Annotated in this window: 13 protein-coding genes and 5 pseudogenes; 13 read left to right on the top strand and 5 right to left on the bottom strand. The window is 63.7% G+C overall.

Annotated features, from left to right (window positions below):
* The first annotated feature begins 189 nt into the window (after nucleotides 1-189).
* Nucleotides 190-381 (top strand): hypothetical protein, encoded by a 192-nt coding sequence (locus tag CIW48_RS09015; RefSeq protein WP_149310499.1) that lies wholly within the window; start codon nucleotides 190-192, stop codon nucleotides 379-381.
* A 1,008-nt stretch (nucleotides 382-1,389) separates the two neighbouring features.
* On the opposite strand, the pseudogene CIW48_RS09010 reads toward CIW48_RS09015, so the two are convergent.
* Nucleotides 1,390-2,628 (bottom strand): annotated as a pseudogene (locus tag CIW48_RS09010) (IS3 family transposase).
* 63 nt (nucleotides 2,629-2,691) lie between these two features.
* Between CIW48_RS09010 and CIW48_RS09005 the strand changes: the two are divergent.
* The 9 genes from CIW48_RS09005 (at nucleotide 2,692) to CIW48_RS34480 (ending at nucleotide 8,488) form a co-directional block, all read left to right on the top strand.
* Nucleotides 2,692-2,988: a hypothetical protein gene (locus tag CIW48_RS09005; RefSeq protein ID WP_149310498.1), complete on the top strand. Its 297-nt coding sequence runs from the start codon at nucleotides 2,692-2,694 to the stop codon at nucleotides 2,986-2,988.
* A 238-nt stretch (nucleotides 2,989-3,226) separates the two neighbouring features.
* Nucleotides 3,227-5,176 carry a hypothetical protein gene (locus tag CIW48_RS09000; RefSeq protein WP_149310497.1) on the top strand — a complete coding sequence of 650 codons (1,950 nt, stop codon included), beginning with the start codon at nucleotides 3,227-3,229 and terminating at the stop codon, nucleotides 5,174-5,176.
* Complete coding sequence (locus CIW48_RS08995) at nucleotides 5,173-5,400, top strand: hypothetical protein (RefSeq protein ID WP_149310496.1); 228 nt, start codon at nucleotides 5,173-5,175, stop codon at nucleotides 5,398-5,400. Before CIW48_RS09000 ends, CIW48_RS08995 begins: the two co-directional genes overlap by 4 nt.
* 65 nt (nucleotides 5,401-5,465) lie before the next feature.
* On the top strand, nucleotides 5,466-5,624 hold the full coding sequence (locus tag CIW48_RS33190; protein WP_173009228.1) for a hypothetical protein: 159 nt from the start codon (nucleotides 5,466-5,468) through the stop codon (nucleotides 5,622-5,624).
* Nucleotides 5,625-5,838: 214 nt separating this feature from the next.
* Nucleotides 5,839-6,510, top strand: a complete 672-nt coding sequence (locus CIW48_RS08990; RefSeq protein WP_246695178.1) for a hypothetical protein — start codon at nucleotides 5,839-5,841, stop codon at nucleotides 6,508-6,510.
* Entirely contained in the window at nucleotides 6,456-6,962 is a 507-nt protein-coding gene (locus tag CIW48_RS34485) for a 3TM-type holin (protein WP_149310495.1), read from the top strand. Before CIW48_RS08990 ends, CIW48_RS34485 begins: the two co-directional genes overlap by 55 nt.
* 109 nt (nucleotides 6,963-7,071) lie before the next feature.
* Nucleotides 7,072-7,419 carry a hypothetical protein gene (locus tag CIW48_RS08980; protein ID WP_149310494.1) on the top strand — a complete coding sequence of 116 codons (348 nt, stop codon included), beginning with the start codon at nucleotides 7,072-7,074 and terminating at the stop codon, nucleotides 7,417-7,419.
* Nucleotides 7,419-8,006, top strand: coding sequence for a hypothetical protein (locus CIW48_RS08975; RefSeq protein WP_149310493.1), 588 nt, complete (start codon nucleotides 7,419-7,421; stop codon nucleotides 8,004-8,006). The genes CIW48_RS08980 and CIW48_RS08975 overlap by 1 nt, the downstream gene beginning before the upstream one ends.
* A gap of 347 nt (nucleotides 8,007-8,353) precedes the next feature.
* Complete coding sequence (locus tag CIW48_RS34480; RefSeq protein ID WP_281407337.1) at nucleotides 8,354-8,488, top strand: hypothetical protein; 135 nt, start codon at nucleotides 8,354-8,356, stop codon at nucleotides 8,486-8,488.
* A 97-nt stretch (nucleotides 8,489-8,585) separates the two neighbouring features.
* Here CIW48_RS34480 and CIW48_RS08970 read toward each other — a convergent pair whose 3' ends face one another.
* Nucleotides 8,586-10,685, bottom strand: a complete 2,100-nt coding sequence (locus CIW48_RS08970; RefSeq protein ID WP_149310492.1) for a hypothetical protein — start codon at nucleotides 10,683-10,685, stop codon at nucleotides 8,586-8,588.
* Nucleotides 10,686-11,298: 613 nt separating this feature from the next.
* On the opposite strand from CIW48_RS08970, the gene CIW48_RS08960 reads away from it, so the two are divergent.
* The gene (locus CIW48_RS08960; RefSeq protein ID WP_173009227.1) at nucleotides 11,299-12,414 is read left to right on the top strand and encodes a putative nucleotide-diphospho-sugar transferase; all 1,116 of its coding nucleotides are present in this window, start codon (nucleotides 11,299-11,301) and stop codon (nucleotides 12,412-12,414) included.
* 35 nt (nucleotides 12,415-12,449) lie between these two features.
* On the opposite strand, the pseudogene CIW48_RS08955 reads toward CIW48_RS08960, so the two are convergent.
* Nucleotides 12,450-13,449, bottom strand: a pseudogene (locus CIW48_RS08955) (IS630 family transposase).
* A gap of 208 nt (nucleotides 13,450-13,657) precedes the next feature.
* Here CIW48_RS08955 and CIW48_RS08950 point away from each other — a divergent pair.
* Nucleotides 13,658-14,149, top strand: a pseudogene (locus CIW48_RS08950) (helix-turn-helix domain-containing protein); the annotation flags it as partial.
* Nucleotides 14,150-14,457: 308 nt separating this feature from the next.
* On the opposite strand, the pseudogene CIW48_RS08945 reads toward CIW48_RS08950, so the two are convergent.
* Nucleotides 14,458-15,464, bottom strand: a pseudogene (locus tag CIW48_RS08945) (IS110 family transposase).
* Nucleotides 15,465-15,766: 302 nt separating this feature from the next.
* Entirely contained in the window at nucleotides 15,767-16,405 is a 639-nt protein-coding gene (locus CIW48_RS08940) for a hypothetical protein (protein ID WP_149310490.1), read from the bottom strand.
* A 514-nt stretch (nucleotides 16,406-16,919) separates the two neighbouring features.
* Between CIW48_RS08940 and CIW48_RS33860 the strand changes: the two are divergent.
* A pseudogene (locus tag CIW48_RS33860) lies at nucleotides 16,920-17,063 on the top strand (sugar transporter); the annotation flags it as partial.

Here is a 17,063-nt window from a genome sequence, read left to right as displayed (position 1 = left end):
CGTCTGCCTCGCTAAGAGCCTCGGCTACATCATCACCATTGAGGAGCCGACGCAGTTCCTGTGCGATGTTTCAGAGTGCATCGGCAACGCGATCCAAAAGACTTACTTCACTTGCGACGACGAGATGGGCGCCGATGGCACCCCCTCGCAGGCTTCATTTTTCCGTCGGATCCGAACTCTGGCGACCAGATGTCGGACGAGACCGTCTGGCAATACTGGATCGTCCGCGTCGGAGCAGCCGGTGAGACGTGGTTCCGCATAGACGAAGGTGAGTGCGACTACGATCCGCTCGAAGGCTTCGTGCTGGCGCGTGATCTGGAGTCCGTGGTGAACGCGATCGCGCCGCCGCACACCCGGCTCGTCTTCTCCTACGCCGCCTGACGCGGCGACTCGCCCACCATCCCTGGCCTTCCTGAAACTCTCGCCGATCTGTTGCGTCCGCGCGCCTGGAGATCGTGATGCCTTACAATCCGCCGACCGGATCAGGCTGGCGCTCAATGATATCGACGCGGTTCTCGACCGGCAGGCCAACGCCGGTACCACCATCATTCTGCTGAACAATGCTTCGGTTCGTCGCCGCCGCAACACCTACGGAGCGCTCGCCTTCACTGGCGGCGTCGCCAACAGCGACGGTAGTGCTTGGTCCGTCACGGATCGCCAGATCGGGTTCCTGGAGAAGGCCGACAACTCACCGCTCGCCGATGGGACGACGTTCTGCGCCGGCCTCTGGCTGCAGGCGAGCTTCAGCTCGAACCAAATCTTCTTCAGCCGGCCGAACCGCACGACGGGTTCGAAGACCTACGACGACCACATCCGCTCCGACAACGGCGCCCCGATCCTCATCCGCGGGGCGAGCCTGCTGGTCGACGGTACGAACGCCGGCTCGCTGATCGGCAACAATGGCGGCCTGCCGCTCGACGTGCGCGCGGTGATCGGGCTCGGTGCGAACGCCGCGGGGCACCTGTTCCTCAGCATTGGGGCGGGGGCAATCCCAACACCGACCCGATCCAGTACCGCACAAACGTCACCTCTGGCTGAACAGCCGCCGGGCGCTAACCGCGCTCGCGCTCGCGCCCGCTTTGCATCGCTCAGAGAGCAGGATTGCCCATGATGACCTTAGACCGGCTGAAAGCCGCACCACTGTCCCTAAAAGCCGCACCACTGTCCCTAGAGGTCGCCGGCATCGGCTACCGGGGCGCCCGCTTTGCCGAACTGACCGAGGAGCCCTTCTCGTTCACCGAGGCGCAGATGCTGCCGGCGATCCGCGGTGTGCTCAAGAGCTGGATCGACGACAAGGCCGAGGCCTTGCGCCTGTCTCTGATCACGCCCGGCACCGGGCAAGCGATGGTGGAGTGCACCCTGTTTGACCGGACAGGCAGCGGGGTGGGTTTAGGCAGTCCGGCTGAGGTACTCTCGGGGCGAGAGCATGCGCAGTCCGGAGTGCGGGTGGATGGTGTTGTAGTCCTCGAACCAAGCCGGCAGAGCCGCATCACGGTCTCGGCGTCGGCCAAGATGGCGAGGCGGGCGTAGTCGCGCTTGAGCGTCTTCACGAACGCCTCCGCGATGCCGTTGCTCTGCGGCGAACGCACCGGGGTGAACAGCAGCCGTAGGCCGAGCGCGGCGGCCGTCTGCGCTGTCGCCTTGGCGATGTAGGCGGAGCCGTTATCGGACAGCCACTCGACCGGGTGCGGGGTCTTCGTCGCGTCGAACCGGCGCTCGCAGCAGGCGATCATCAGGTCACAGACCATCTCGGCCGAGACGCCCGTCGTGGTCGCCGACCACGCCATGATCTCGCGGTCGCAGGCGTCGATCGCAAACAGCACGCGGACGATCGCACCGTCCCGGCAGCGCAGTTCGAGGTGATCCGAGCACCAGCGCACGTTCGAGCGTAGCGCCACCACGATGCCGTCGTGGGTGCGGCCGGGACGGCGGGTGGTGTGCCGCGCGAGGGTGAGCCCGTTCGCCTGCAGGATGCGCAGCACCCGCTTGGCGTTGATGCTCGCCTCGCCGCGCGAGCGCAGTGCCCCGTTCACCAGCGCAGTGACACGGCGGTAGCCGTAGCTCGGGTGGGCATCGACGATCGCGCGGATCGTCGGCAGCAGGAGCGCATCCTCGGGCTTACGGTAGGGGCCGCGCGGTCGAGCGGGCCGGCTCAGGCGCTCGGCCAGGTGGGAGCGGGCCACGCCGAGCGTGTCGGCGACCGCCTTCACCGCGAACCGCCCGTCGAACCGCCCCAGGAGCTGAGCGGCGAGGTCGGTTTTTTTGTGCGCGCGAGGTCGAGCGCCTCCTACAGGATCTCGACCTCCATGATCTTACGGCCCAGCAGGCGTTCGAGGTCGGGTACGCGCCGCTCCAACTCGCGCACGCGGCTGGGGTGCCGACGACCTCCTCGTCGGCGTGCACGGCCTGATGGCCGCCCTCCAGCATGCGCCGCTTCCACGAGAACAGCAGGCTGGGCGAGAGGCCGTAGCGGTGGGCGACGAACGATACGGACGAGCCGGGCTGCTGGCTCTCCTCGACGAGCCGGATCTTCTCAGTGGTGGACCAGCGCCGGCGGCGCTGAACGCCGGTCAGGATCTCGCCGTGCACCGGCGGGGCGGTTGGATCGAATGACATAGCCTTACCCATAGGCCAACGCCTATACCTTCGTGAGCTGTGCCGCCCGTCCGGTCAAAACGGGGTGCGGTTCAGATGGAATACCAGGAGGCCTACGCACAAGCGCAGACCGCCCTTGGCGTCACGGGCACGGTCTCAGCCTCAGACTATCCGATGCTGGCCGCCACGATCGGCATCGACGTCGATCCGAAGACCGCCAAGGACGTGCTCGGCGTTGCGCGATCGGTGAAGGCGGCCTACGAGGCTTTCCTCGGAGGCGGCGCCTCGATCCGCGGTGCGCGGCTGGCGGGGAAGCAGGCGGTCGATGCCGCGGCGACCATTGATGACGCCTGCGCGGCAGTTGATGCCGTTTCCTGGCCAGCCCTAGGCTGACGCCGTGAACACGGTCACCTTCCCGAGTATGCCGAATAACGTCACGTTCTCGAAGTCTTTCGTCTACCAGACGTCGGGCGGAGCGGCCGTCGACCTGACGGGGTCACGCTTGACCATGCAGGTGCGCTAGTTCGCGTCTGATCCAACGGTCTTGTTGAAACTCGACAGCGAGGACGGGGGCATTTCTGTCGCCTCAGGGAGCGGTGGCGGCTTCACGATCACCGCGACTCAGGAGCGGATGCGGAAGTTCGCGCCCGGCGACTACGCCCACGATCTGGTCCGCACGCGCCCCGACGGCTCGACCGAGCAGGTCTGGGCCGGCACGATGACCATCATCGCAGGGCGTCACCCGTTGAGCGCCGACATCGTCGTCTCCTCCGATCCGGATGTCATCGTCGCGCTTGATCCGACGCAGGCGGTCTCGGTGTTGAGCAGTGACGGCGCGACCGTCGTTACAGCGCCGGAGCAGGGTCTGCCGGGCACCACCACTCTTGCCGGACTGACCGACACCACGGAAGCTTTTTGGGCCCTGAACGGAGCGGACCCGATCAAGCAACGCGAGGCGATGGGGGCCTTCGGCGCATCCGATCCCTCTTCGCCAGATGACGCGGAGGCCGGGTCCGCTACAACGGGGCTCATGACCTCGGATCTCACCCGACGCAGGTTGCTGGCGCTCGCTGGCTCGGTCCCGCTGGCGATCGGCGTCAGTTCGAGCCTGCCCGCTCCTGCCCTCGCGAAGATCGCACGCGGGCAGCTTCCGGTCTTCGATATGTTCGACGGGGCGGTCCGGGATGGCGCCACCGCCAACGAGCCGCTGCTCAACCAGATGCTCTCCGACTACAACGGCGTCGAGGCGTTGCCGGTCGGACAGGGGCGCGGTCCCATTCTGGCGAAGAATGGCCCGATCATCGTGCCGCCCAACGCCAAGTTTCGTGGCACCGCGGGGCGGCAGGGCACTGTCATCACCCGGCTGCCCGGCTACATGGGCGATACCCTCCAGATGGGTTCGCCCACCGCCGGCATGGGCTCGGCTGAGATCGAAGGCCTTTGGTTCGTCATGCCGGGCCGGTTCCTCGGGCAGGTCCCGGCGGGCACGACGCCCCAGGGATTGGTCCCCAATACCTCGACGCTCACGGGTGGGAGCACCGCGAGCGCGGCCCACGTCCGAGCCTACGGATCGCAGTTCGGCGCCATCCGTAACTGCGGCGCGCAGGGCATGCCGACGTTCTTCATCGCGCAGGAGGGCGGCTACGCGCTCACCCTCGAGAACCCGGCCTCGATTGGTGGGCTGTGGGACCGAACCAACCCGGCGCTCCAGGAGAGCGTCGCGGTCCTAGCTGCGCTCTACAATCCGGTTCACGGGCACCCGGCCTGCACGACGGTCATCAACCCGAACTTCGTCGGCGGCAACATCTCGGCCGAGACTCGGACGATCACTCTCTACAACAAGACCTACACCTGCCAGGAGCGGCTCGGGCCGAAGTGGGGGCTGTGGCACGCGGCCGGCGAGGACATTCAAGTCCTCGGCGGCTTCATGGGTGGGTTCAACCGCACCCCCATCGCAATCTTCCCGGGCGGTCCCGCGATCATCAACGGCAAGCCGGCCTGGGTTCAGATCAAGCTCAGCCTTCTCGGCTGCCATATCGACGAGAGCATGTGGGCGGGCATCGAGGCCCGGCGCACGGACGCGTCTCAGGCGATCCTCAACGTCCTGTCGATCCTGGGCTGCGAGTTCAACGGCCAGTTGGTCGGCGCGCATGGGATCGACATCGCACCGTCCTCGCTGATGGCCGTGGCCAGATTGCGCGCCGCCAACAACATCCTCGCCGCCTACCAAGGGGCGGCTGCCCGTTTCTACGCGGTAGATGGCGGCTCCCTCGAAAACACGGCCGCTTGGGGGTTCAACGTGGCCGGCTTCGACACGACCAAGGGCGACCCGCTCGATTATGGAGCGGGCGTGCTCCTCGGCGGCCTGACGCGCAACTTCGACGTGTCGAACCTGCGCGGCGGCGGCGGCCCGAATGGCGACACCGACCCGAACAACTGCCAGTGGCTCCTCGGGGACACCACGCCGGTGCAGAACGGAGCCTCGACGCAAAGCAACTCCTATTTCCGCGTCCGCACGCCCAACCTCGGTCTCGCGGGCGGTGCAGTTGTCGCGGGCGGCGTCAACGACAAGGGCGGGTGACCGTGTCAACGCTCAAGCGCAACGACGATGGCACGTTCTCGGTCGTTCACACGACCGACGAGGTCGCGGCGGCCGAGCGGGCGAACGCCGCCACGGCGGCAGCCCGCGCCGCGCAGGCAGAAGCGGACGCCCGGCGCGCCGCTGCTCTCAGCCTGAGCCGGGTTTCCGCGCTGGCTGGTACGGTCGTCGCGGATGTCGTGCAGGCTTCGCAGGATCCAACCTGACGTCGCTCTAGGATCCGGCACCCGGCCGCTGCCGGCCGCCTAACACCCCCACTCCAGGAACACCCATGCTCCGCACGCTTCTCGCGGCGCTGGCGCTCGTCTGCACGCTCCTGTGGCCCGTGGCAGTCCAAGCCCGGCCCCGCCGCTGCCCGCACGCCGTGCCGGTGTTCATCGAGGGCGCTGGCATCGTCTGGATCTTCGTTCGGCCCGCGCGCCGGCGCTGAGCGCTTCACCTTCCACAACCTGAGAGACCACCATGGCCGCGAGCCTCGACCGCACCGCGTTCTTTGCGGCTGCGCGCAAGAACCCGTGCCCGGTGGCCCTGACCCAGGGGCAGGTCTCGGGCATGACGTCGATCCTCGACGCATGCCCGCCGGACCTCAGCAGTCAGGAACTCGCTACTGCCTGGCGACGGCGTTCCATGAGACCGCCCGCACCATGCCCCCGATCAAGGAGATGGGCAGCGAGGACTATTTCCGGCACATGTTCGACCCGCAGGGCGAGCGCCCGGCGACGGCCAAGACCCTGGGCAACACCGTGCCGGGCGCCAGGGCGAAGTTCGCCGGCCGAGGCTACGTGCAGCTCACGGGCCGGACGAACTATCGGCGCGCCACCGGCGAGCTGCAGAACCACGGCTACCTGGACCGGGGGCTCGACCTCACCGCCGCGCCCGACATGGCGATGACGCCCGATATCGCGGCGCCGATCATGTTCCTGGGCATGGCCGAGAGCTGGTTCACCGGCAAGAAGCTCGCGGACTACTTCGGACCCGGCAAGTTCGGCGACCCGATCAACGCCCGCCGGATCATCAACGGGACCGACAAGGCGCAGACAATTGCCGCCTACCACGATGCGTTCCTGCGAGCGCTCAAGGCAGCGGGGCACGTCCCGGGCGGTGTCGTCGCCGTTGCGCCGGTCACGCCGGTCGTGATCGCCCCCGTGCCAGCGGTTGAGGCGGCCCCGGTTACGCCGGTGTTCGCGCCGGCCCCGCGCAACAGCGGGTCGCCCGCGCCGGCCGATACTGCTCCTGCGCCGGCCGCGCCGAAGCCTGGCTTCTGGGCCTTCGCCCTCGCGCGGCTGCGCACCGCCTATCCGAAGAAGGAGATCTGACCCATGGCCGGCGGCATCATCGGATCCATCATCGGCTGCGTCCTGACGGGCGGTGCCGGCCCGGCGCTCGGGCTGGAATCGGCGCGGCCATCCCCAGTATCGCCGGGATCGCGAAGGTCATCGTCGACCGGACCATCCCGGACCCGCAGAAGAAGGTCGAGGTTCAGGCCGAGATCGAGCAGGCGCTGACCGCTCGCGAGACCGCGCTGACGGCGGCCCTCCAGGCGGAGAACGAGCAGCAGAACGCGATCAACCTCGCCGAGGCGCAGGGCAACGACCGCTTCTCCTCGAGGTGGCGGCCGGCGCTCGGCTGGGCGTGCGTGGCGGCTTTCCTCTACCAGTTCCTGGCCGCGCCTGTCGTCACGTGGCTGGGCGCGATCCTCGGCGTCATGCTCGGCATCGCCTTCCCCGCCCCGCCGACGATCGTCGTGTCCGATATCAGCCGGTTCTGATCGGCATGCTCGGACTGGGCGCGATGCGCACCTATGAGCGCGCGACCGGTGTGCCGGGCGCAGTGCCCAATTCGCAGCCGCCTCGTCGCTGAGCGCGGATGCCCGCGCCATGGACGCCGCCCCCGAACCTCTCACCCGCCCGCCAGCCTTCCTGCGGTTCCACGACCAAGAGAACATGATGCCGGAAGCCCTCAAGAGCCAGGATGAGGCTGCCTGGACCAAGATGCAGGTCGACGTCGCGGTCTCGGCGACGAAGCTCGATGCGGTCCAGTCCGACGTTCGCGGAATTAGAGAGGACCTGCGCAACGTCTACGCCACCAAGACCGAGCTGAAGGACGTGGTCGACGACGTGTCCAAGCTGAAGGATCACGTCGGCTGGCTGGTGAATTCCGTCCTCGGCGTCATCGTGCTGGCCATCGTCGGCCTCGTCCTGTCGAAAGGCGGGGTGCCGCACTGATGCCCCCCAAAACGGGATCGCCGCAGGTCGTGATACTCTTCGAAGTGGGCCGCACGGACGAGATCTACGCCCGTGCCATCGAACTCGCCTACGGCCCATCTCGGCGCCAAGCGCGCCTGCAGCTTGTGCTCAACGTGCTCTACTACGGCACGCTCGTCCTACTGGTCGGCTGGATCTTCTGGATGGTGATCGACTGCGAAGTTCCAGTCCAGACCGGCACGCGCGAGATCATTAACCCCGGCAAGCAGGTGCACCAGGGAACTCGCCTGTTGGTGCAGTCGTCCCGGCGGCGGCTGCGCTCGTGCGAGCTGACGCGGCGCTCGTCAATCATCAACGGTGACGGCCGGCGCTACGACTATGAGCCGGACCGATTCGATGCCTACGGCCCCGTCACGGGAACGACAGGCCACGCCGACGTGGAGACCACGGGGCCGATCATTCCCCTCGATGCGGTGCCGGGTCGAGGGAGCTGGATCTCGGTTCTGGCGTGGGACTGCAACATGCTTCAGCGCGCGCTCGGCTGGTCCATCGTCCAGGTGATGCCGCCGCTGGACTTCGAGATCCTGCGGCGGGAGCACAACCCATGAGCTGCGCGCCCGTGACCCAGGACCTGACCGTGGTGATCGCCCTGCTCGCGTTCATGAACGGTCTGATCGTCGGTAACCGGACCGCGCCGAAGGATCCGCCTGCGCCGCCGGGCTGACCGGAACCCCGCGCCGCCCCGCGTGTAACCGGCCTTCTGGTTCTTAGCACCACCACCTTGAACCGCCCGGCTCCGGCCGCGCCGGTTTTTTCGTGCCCGCTGGCCCGCCGCTTGCGACAGCCATTCCTCCCATGGATTCACTCAGCCCCGCCGGTACCACCGGGCGGGGCTTTTTCGTGCGCATGAACGATTCCCAGGCCTTCGCGTTGAGCGCGAAAGCAGGAGTGCACCATGCAGAGCAAGTGGATGACCCTGGCCGAGGTGGCCGCCGATCGGAACCTAACGCTCGCCGAGGCTCAGAAGATGGTCGACGGGAGCAATTGTCCGAAGGCCTTCAAGACCAACGGCACCGTCTACGTGATCTGAAGTCGATCTCATGCCGATTGCCGCCCGCCCTGTTCGCTGGCGCGGCCTTTTTCATGCCCGCAATCCAGCTCAGCACGGGAGCCGCCCCCGATTTGGATCACCCCACTTGCGTTGCCGAGAAGCTGACTGGATTCTTAAAGTCCTTCCAGCCCCAGCCCGAGATGCGCCAGCCCGCATTGGTCCGCGTAAACTGCCTGCCGCAGGCGAGACGGATCCTCGGCAACCCCAGGATCCAAACCGCGCCAGCCCGCACGCGCCAATCACCCACATGCTCGCCGCTCTCGTCCAGCAGGCGCCCGCTTTCGTGGAAGTGGACGGGGGCATCGACATCCAGCGTTTGGATCTGGAACACTCCGATCAGGTCGCGTGCGGTCAGCGTGATCGGCAGATCGTTGACCGTCGCTGCCTGCGCGCCTGGGGCGGCATCTCGCATCACCACTGCGCACTTGCGGTCGGCGAATGTCACGCTGCCGAGATCAAGGCTGCCGAGAGACGTCCCGCGCGCCCTCGCGGATTGAACGGCCGGCGGGTAATCAGGATCGTCGTTCGGCTCCAAGGCCGCAAGCATAACGGCATGCTCGGAGTCGGCCGTGATCCATGTCCGATCAGCGGACAGCAGATCAGAGGGGAGGGCGAAGTCGACGCACCTGCTCTCGGCGCTGGCTGGCTCGTCTCCAAGCTCGATCTCGACGAAGATGCCCCAATTGTTGGCCGCGGAGACCACCTCGGACGGTGGTAGGAGCAGCTTGCCGGGCATTGAGGAGCCGCGGCGGTAGATCTTCTCGCCCCAAGGGAACACGAGGACGAAATCCTTATCCTCGATGCGCCAGCCACCGAAGGAGGCGCCGGTCAGATCCATGACCCGGCCATCCCGAAAGACGCGGAACGCCCCCAGAGCCTGCCCCATAAGACTTCGAAGATCCATTCGGGCGCCGTCCGGTATCAGGGCGACGACCTGATCAAGAGTCGGAATGGACGCTCCAGCGATAGGGGACGGTACTGATGTCGAGTAGTAACGGACTGAGTGATCCCATTCCTTAGAAATTTTCGCGGTGAAGTGCCTGATGAACTCCGCACTTCCGGCAGCTAGCGTTTTTCTGAGGAAGAAGACGCCCTCCTTCTCGCATGCCTCTGTTGCAACTTCTATGTCCGCATCCGTAGCAGTGTGCGTCGGCGTCCGGAAGTATAGATGGCCGTACTCATACATTAGCTTGAACTGATGAGACATGCCTATTGTGTCGAAGACATTCATCTCTGGGCCGAACCCATGGTTCATTACGGCCATGAGTTCAGTGCATCTCTCGTCGTGCAATAGGGTGTGGACGTACCGCTTTGACGCCGTTATAAACGGACTACCGATGCGGAAATTGTACTGCGAAATGATCTTGTGGGCCCACTGCACCTGAACTGTGTCGGCGCGGCGCGCGTAAGTGAACCCGTTCTCCGCTGAGGTATCGACGAACTCGCCCAGGCGGGCAAAGCTCATCCACCGAGCATCTACACCGAATGGCGAGATGGCGTATCGGTGGACGCTGTCGGTGCCGGTAGTAGACATGACTTCCGCTCGCTCGGAGAAATTGAACGATTGCGGAGTGACTCGATCATACGAAGATTTGTAGATGGCCTCGTAAGTCGCGAGTCGCAGGAACTTCTCGGGATTAGCGGTCTCAAATATTTCATCAAGGGCTTCGGAATACAGCCTCGGCAAGTCGCGGACGATTTCATCCGGCCATTCTTCCCGCCATCCAGGGGGCGCAATTTTGTGAAACCGGCTGGGCTCTCTCGCGAAGATGTTGACGGCTAAGCGCTCGGCCATTTCCTTCGGCCCGACTAGGGGGAAGGTGCGGTTGCAGATGACCTGGAGCCATGCATTCTTGTCAGCCCGCGCGTCGAACGCCCGGGCCGCCTCCAAGAGGTTGTGGAACAAGAGTTTTTGGCCGCCCCAGGCAACCGGACGCCGATATAGAAAGTGGGTGTTGCCCAGGCTCAACAAGGCCGAGAGAGCTGAAATGTTCTCGGGCTCCGACATCCCGCCTATGGAGATGACGTGCGTGTTGGTGCCACGATAAATCACAGAGCACAGGCGCGACAGCCGCGTTACGTTTTCGTGCCACGTTACGAAAAACCACAATTCGGGCGCATCGGGGCTGGCGGTCTCAGGAGTGTTGGCTCCCTTATCGGTCAAGGCTTGTTCCATTTTTGGCGCTGTCGTCTTCAGGAGCGGCGGATGGTGCGGGGCGTGGATGGCCCTTCCTACTCCTCGGACTCTCCCATACCAAGCGCCGCCAGCAGCTCCCGTCTGGATGCCGTGAGATACCACCGCCTCTCGCCCTGCCGGGAGCGCACCGGCCTATCCTCCACGCACCCCTACTCCCGCAGCGCCGGCACCGCGCTCGGATAGGCATCGAAACGCGTTCCGATCCGGCAGACAGCGCAGGCGCGCAGGGCTTCGATGTGGCGCGTTGAGGTGCGGCCCCTCCGGAAGGATGTGGACCTGCTGCTGCGCAGCGCCTTGTCCGGCCCGACCCGCCTTAATCGGTGACCTTGACCGGCATCCGGTATCGGCCACCTTAAATCGCCGTCTTTCGACCCGCCTGCCCGGCTTACAGTCGCGGCGGGTTTCGCGTCTCTGAGCCCCGCCGGAGCCGCTGCACGGGGTATTTTCTCCCGTTCGGAGCGGATATCTGGTTGGTCGAAAATGACCGAAATGCTAGGGACACCAATCGGCGCATCAGCCGTTGGGTGGGCCTAGAATGAACATACTACGACGGGCGATTTTCACCCTTTCAACTAATCAGAAACTCCCATGGGTGCAGATCCTATTTGAGACGTTGCGTAAAAATAATCCGGAATGCGATCTCGTACTGGGTCTTGTTGATAGACAAGCTGACTTCCGGTATCCAGAGAATTGCACCATATTAAATGTTGAGGAATTAGGCCTTCCTGATCAAAATCATTTTTTGTTTAGATACAATGCTTTCAATCTATGTACGGCCGTTAAACCTTATTTTTTTGAACATTTGTTTAAAATGGGATACGAGAGCATAATTTATTTCGATAGCGATATTGCGGTATTCAATTCACTTGACCGTTATTTTGCACTGATGGAAAACGGCGCCGACTTTGTCGTGACCCCACACTTTTTAGAGCCCGTAACCGCAGCCGATCAGCCTGATGAAGTTGCGATCCTACTCCACGGTACATTCAATCTGGGCTTCATCGGCATTCGCAACTCTTCTACGGCAGTACCCATAGTTAGATGGTGGGCGAGAATGCTGGAACACAACTGCGTGACAATGATTGAAGAGGGCGTGTTTGCCGATCAGAAATTCATAGACCTTGTTCCTTCTTTTACATCGCGCTACGTAATCATCCGCGATCCAGGGGCAAATTATGCGTATTGGAACATGAGCCGCAGATTAGTAAAAAGTGTCAATGGCGAGTTCTTTGTAAATGACAGCGTGCTAATGTTCTGCCATTTCAGCGGCTTCGATCTCAATAACCCCGCGAAGCTTTCCGCTTACGGCGCGAACAATCATCCGGAAGACGACGCTGGCCTAAACGCGCTTATTTCTTGGTACGATAGCAATTTGCGACGGCTGAATGCACACACCTATGTCGCGCCGCCGTATGCTTTCGACCGTTTCGCATCCGGCACAATTATCACCGATAAGACACGAGAGAATTTCCGTCGGTCATCTTATGATAGAAATACAAATCCATTTAAGGACATATCACTAGAAGACGGATCTCGTCAGCTTGAGCCCCGCTCGCCTCCTGTTGCGGGGCACAACTCGACCTTAGCAGATACTCGCGAGCATCTTCTTTTCGCGCTGAAAGAACTGGACACTCGAACTCATCATGCTCACAGCTTGTTGATGGAGATCGAGGATCTTAAGGCAAAATTAGCTAGGTATGAGCAATAAATATTGAGTATCCCTGGAGCTAGAGCGATGCTCGATCATGTAGAAACGGCCAGGTCGTCTGCGTATCCGGCTGCGGTGAGGCAGTTGCGGCACTCCTGGGCTGTGAAGCGGGTAAGCGCCTGCCGGATGGCAGCCCACAGGTCGGCGACGGTGCAGGCTGCCCTGGTCCGGAGCAGGCGCTTGAGCTTGGCGAAGATCTGCTGAGGGCCCCCAACCGACAGGTCGGTTGGGGATACCCCTGATCGGGTTGAAGTCGGGTGAGTAGGGTGGGAGGTAGAGGAGCCGCGCTCCCGCCGCCTCGATCGCCTCGCGTATCCCAGCGACCTTGTGAGCCCCGAGGTTGTCGAGAATGACCGTATCGCCGTGCCGCAGCATCGGGGCCAGGGTGCGGGAGACGTAGGCTCGAAAGCGGCCGCCGTTCGTGGCGCCGTCGGCCAGATCGACTGCGCACAGGTTCGGCGGCGCGTAGGGCGGCGGTCACGGTGGTTGTCTTGTAGTGCCCCTGCGGCACGGCAATCCGGCAGCACTGGCCGCGCGGCGCCCACCCGTAGCGGCGGGTCATGTTGGTGGCGGCTGCGGTCTCGTCGAGGAACACCAAGCGGTCCGGGTCGAGGGTGTCCTGGCTCGCGAACCACTCCTCCCGGGCAGCCTTCACGTCCTCCCGCTCTTGCTCGGCCGCATGCAGCGCCCCCTTTTGCGGGTGATGCGGTGGCGGACGAAGAAGCGTGACAGGCCGCTCGTGCTGGTCATCACGCCTTGCTCGGCCAGGGCGGCGCACAGTTCATGCAGGCAGATCGTGGGCTGCGCTTCGTAGGTCGCGCGGATCAGGCCGGCGTGCGCCTCGATGGCCAGTGAGCGCTGATCGCCGCCGCGTGGCCGCGGCGCGACCCGGCCCTCCCGCCGTAAGCGCCCCGCCCAGCGGCTGGCGCTCGACGCGCTCACCCCGAAGCGGGCGGCCGCGCGGTGGCGGGAAGCTCCCTCCGCCATCGCGGCGACAACGCGCTCGCGTAGATCGATCGACAGGGCTGACGGCATCGAAGCCTCCTCGGCCCATCAACGCCTCACCCCAAACCATGTTGCCGATCGGTCGGGCACAGCTTTAGACGACTTGAGGCCGCCCGGCAGGCGCCACGGCGGGCTTTTTCGTGCCTAAAATCCCGGCGTGGGACCTTCAGCTAGAGCCGGTCCCGCGCCGCTTGAGACAGGTTTGCGGGTAGCGCGTTGGTAGGTGAAGGAATTTCTCATGCCTTCACCGCTGTCTGTGGACCTGCGCGAGCGTGTCGTGGCTGCCGTGGTAGCGGGTGCCTCCTGCCATCGTGCCGCAGCTCGCTTTGGGAGTCAGCGTGTCGAGCGTCAGCCGCTGGTCGGAGCGCTTCCGCCATGAGGGCCAACTCGCCTCCAAGCCGATGGGCGGCGATCACACCTCGAAGCGAATAGAGGCGCATGCCGGGCTGATCCTGAGGATCTCCAAGCAGGAGCCGCGTCTTTTCCTGCGCGAGCTCCGTGACCGACTAGCTGAGCAGGGCGTGCAGACCAGCACGAGTGGTCTGTCGCGCTTCTTCCAACGGCACCGGATCACCTGGAAAAAGGGGCGACGCACGCAGCTGAGCAGGAGCGCGCGGACGTAAGGGCGGCTCGCGAGGCCTGGTTCGAGGCACAGCCCGAGCTCGACCCGGACCGACTCGTGTTCCTGGACGAGACGGCGGCTGCCACCAACATGGCCCGGCGCTACGGTTGAGCGCTGCGCGGCGAGCGCTGCCGGATTGCCGTGGCGCAGGGAAATGTGTGGACGCCTCCTCGGGTGCAAGCAAAATCTCCAGACAAACGTTGCGCGTGATCGGGTGCTGCCATGTGTCCGGCCTCTGATGCGGCGGGTGACATGCCGCGGGCCCGTATGGGAGTGCGAGAGTCGGGACCACATCACTACAGCGCGCTCGAAGCGCTTCCCCTGAGCCTGGTTCTCCCAACTTCGTCTCACCGACGTTGCGCCATACCTGTCCGTCGACCTCCTCACGCCCTCCGACAGCCTCGCGTCCGTCCCGCCTACGCGGTGACGGCCGGAGCTCGGTAGATCCCGCCCTCCGTCAGAAGGGCCCACGCGATGCGCGCGTTCTTGTTGGCCACCGCCACGATCACCAGCATCGGCGGCTTGCGCGCTAGCATTCGGCCCAGCCACGAGTCGGACAGCACGCCTTTGCGTTTGGCCCAGCGCACCACCGCGCTGGCGGCGATGATCAGCAGGCGGCGCAACGTGCGCTCGCCCATGCGCGAGGTGCGACCTAGGCGTCCCTTGCCGCCGGTCGAACGCTGCACCGGTGTTAGCCCTACCCAGGCTGCAAAGTCGCGGCCCGAGTGGAACGTCTCGACGGGTGGGGCCAAGGCCTCGATGGCGGTGGCGATCAGCGGGCCGATGCCCGGTAGCTCATCAGCCGCCGGGCCGTGTCGTCGGCCTTCGCGCGCGCGGCGATCTCGGCATCGAGGGCTGCGGTCTGCTCCTGCAGATGGCGGAGCGTGCCAACAAGAACGGCGAGGCTGGCACGGGCGGCCGGAGGAAGATCCGATGCTGGATCCTCAATCTGCGCGATCAGCCGCTCGATGTAGGCTGGCCCCCGCGGGGCGATCTGGCCGTACTCGGCGAGGTGACCACGGATCGCGTTAATGAGCTGGGTACGCTGGCCGACGAGTACGTCACGGGTCCGGAAGATCACCGCGGAGGCCTGCTTGGCCTCACTCTTCACGGCCACGAAGCGCATGGTCGGACGCTGCGCGGCCTCGCGGATCGCCTCGGCATCGGCCGCATCGTTCTTCTGCCTTTTGACGAATGGCTTCACGTAAGCCGGTGCGATCAGCTTCACTGTGTGGCCGAGCTTGCCGATCTCCCGGCCCCAGTGATGCGCGCTAGGACAGGCCTCCATAGCGACGACGCAAAAGGGTTGAGCGGCGAAGAAGGCCAGCACCTGATCTCGCCGCAGCTTCCTGCGGAAGACTGGCGCACCGGCGACATCCGCGCCGTGCGCCTGGAAGACGTTCTTGGCCAGATCCAGGCCGATGGTGCTAACCTCTGGCCGGGGCGCCTTTCGTCGTTTCAAGCGCCAAAGGTGGGGAACCGACGATCATCCGGCCTCTTGTTCTCGCAACATGGTCGAAGCGGAGAACGGTATGGCCACCACGACGATAACCCCGGTCATCAAGCTCGCCACCGGGAGAGAAGTCACACCCAAGACGGCGCTCCCCGACGGCAAGGTGCTCACCGCAGAGATCAAGCTCGAAAACTGAGCGACAATCGACTGCGTTTGAACCCCGGCGGCACCGCCGTGCGGGGCTCTTGCGCTTGGGCATTCCCCTCACTCGGTCACTGGCTGTTTGCAGCCTCAATTATAGTCCTACATTTAGCTTGGTAGCGGATTGCCTCGGGATCGTTTATTATGCTCATGACTACATAATGATAATGAGACCCATTAACGAGGCGGGTGACGTACTCGAAGAGCTCTCTATAAGTTGGCTGCCTTCCCATGACAGCAAGGAATAACGCTCTGACAAAGGGATCGTATTTATGGTTTTTAAGCGCTAGTTCGGCTTCGGCATTGGGAGCCCTACCTTCGCCCCTTCCAAAGAATGCGTAGTGCTCGGTCGCACTAAATTTCGATTTCGCCACATCGCGATAGCGAGATACATACCAATCTGCATCAAAATCGGGCGGAATAATGCTTGTCCATATCTCGATTTGCCTGTTTGGGGGTCGTCCCTCAGCTTTTCCATATAACGTGTAGTGCACGGCGGGGTCTAGTCCGCTTTTTTCAACATCGGCATTATTGCTTCTGTACCATTCAGCATCCAAGTCCTTACACGTGGCGACGACCTTCTCCATAAATTCGTTAGGATGCTTGTTTTCCAGTTTCCCGTATTGTTGATAATGCGCGAGCGGCCCGGCCTTAAACTTTTTAACCTCTGGATATCTTGAGACATACCATTTAGCGTCAAACTCACTCACTTTGTTAGGATCAAACATAGTTATGCCTAGCGATGATTTGTTGAGACATTCCAGCGGCAAATTGACCAAACCGATGTATTTCGTTCCTATAGATAAATCATAGGGATTTCACAATTCTGCCACTCGAAAGCCAATGCTGGTATAATTGGCTCGCTGAGTAAATTGCTATCGCCGCCTCCGCTCGGATAGTGTGCATGCGTTTTGGCCACATCGGCCCACCGCGGCCGGTGCCGGGGACAGAGCGTCGACTTCGGCAGCTAGCACTACCGCAACATCCGTTCAAAGCCTCGTGCATCGTCGCGTCCGTCGCTCTCGGCTTTACGGAGTGTCGCTCAACTACGTGACACCCCTAAGGCGCCATCTGTTTCGACCGTACCCCGCTCACAAGGTTGTGCATACCAAGGATAAACGCTCCTCCTGCTCCGTCCTGTCCGGAGTGTGGCTCACCGGCAACGGTTGCCCCGCTGAGATTTGGCTAGGCACGGGCTTGGCAATACCGATGGGCAACATCTGGATGCGCAAACTTCCCCACGTCCTGCTCGCCGTCACGGCGATGTCGGGCTGCACGTACCTGCCCGCGGCGGGTCCGACGGCGAGTGCGATCCAGGCCGGGGCTGAGGTGGCCACGGCCGATGGCGGCCTGCTGGCCCGCTACGAG

This window comes from Methylobacterium sp. P1-11, from assembly GCF_008329595.1.
Classification (GTDB): Bacteria; Pseudomonadota; Alphaproteobacteria; order Rhizobiales; family Beijerinckiaceae; genus Methylobacterium.
This window is presented reverse-complemented; position numbering and strand designations above follow the sequence as displayed.

What these genes read in the sequence shown, in the direction of transcription:
- CIW48_RS33190 (WP_173009228.1), top strand. Translation starts at nt 5,466, where the DNA reads ATGCTCCGCACGCTTCTCGCGGCGCTGGCGCTCGTCTGCACGCTCCTG.
- CIW48_RS08975 (WP_149310493.1), top strand. Translation starts at nt 7,419, where the DNA reads ATGCCCCCCAAAACGGGATCGCCGCAGGTCGTGATACTCTTCGAAGTG.
- CIW48_RS08970 (WP_149310492.1), bottom strand. Translation starts at nt 10,685, where the DNA reads ATGGAACAAGCCTTGACCGATAAGGGAGCCAACACTCCTGAGACCGCC.
- CIW48_RS08980 (WP_149310494.1), top strand. Translation starts at nt 7,072, where the DNA reads ATGGACGCCGCCCCCGAACCTCTCACCCGCCCGCCAGCCTTCCTGCGG.
- CIW48_RS09000 (WP_149310497.1), top strand. Translation starts at nt 3,227, where the DNA reads ATGCGGAAGTTCGCGCCCGGCGACTACGCCCACGATCTGGTCCGCACG.
- CIW48_RS08990 (WP_246695178.1), top strand. Translation starts at nt 5,839, where the DNA reads ATGCCCCCGATCAAGGAGATGGGCAGCGAGGACTATTTCCGGCACATG.
- CIW48_RS09005 (WP_149310498.1), top strand. Translation starts at nt 2,692, where the DNA reads ATGGAATACCAGGAGGCCTACGCACAAGCGCAGACCGCCCTTGGCGTC.
- CIW48_RS34480 (WP_281407337.1), top strand. Translation starts at nt 8,354, where the DNA reads ATGCAGAGCAAGTGGATGACCCTGGCCGAGGTGGCCGCCGATCGGAAC.
- CIW48_RS09015 (WP_149310499.1), top strand. Translation starts at nt 190, where the DNA reads ATGTCGGACGAGACCGTCTGGCAATACTGGATCGTCCGCGTCGGAGCA.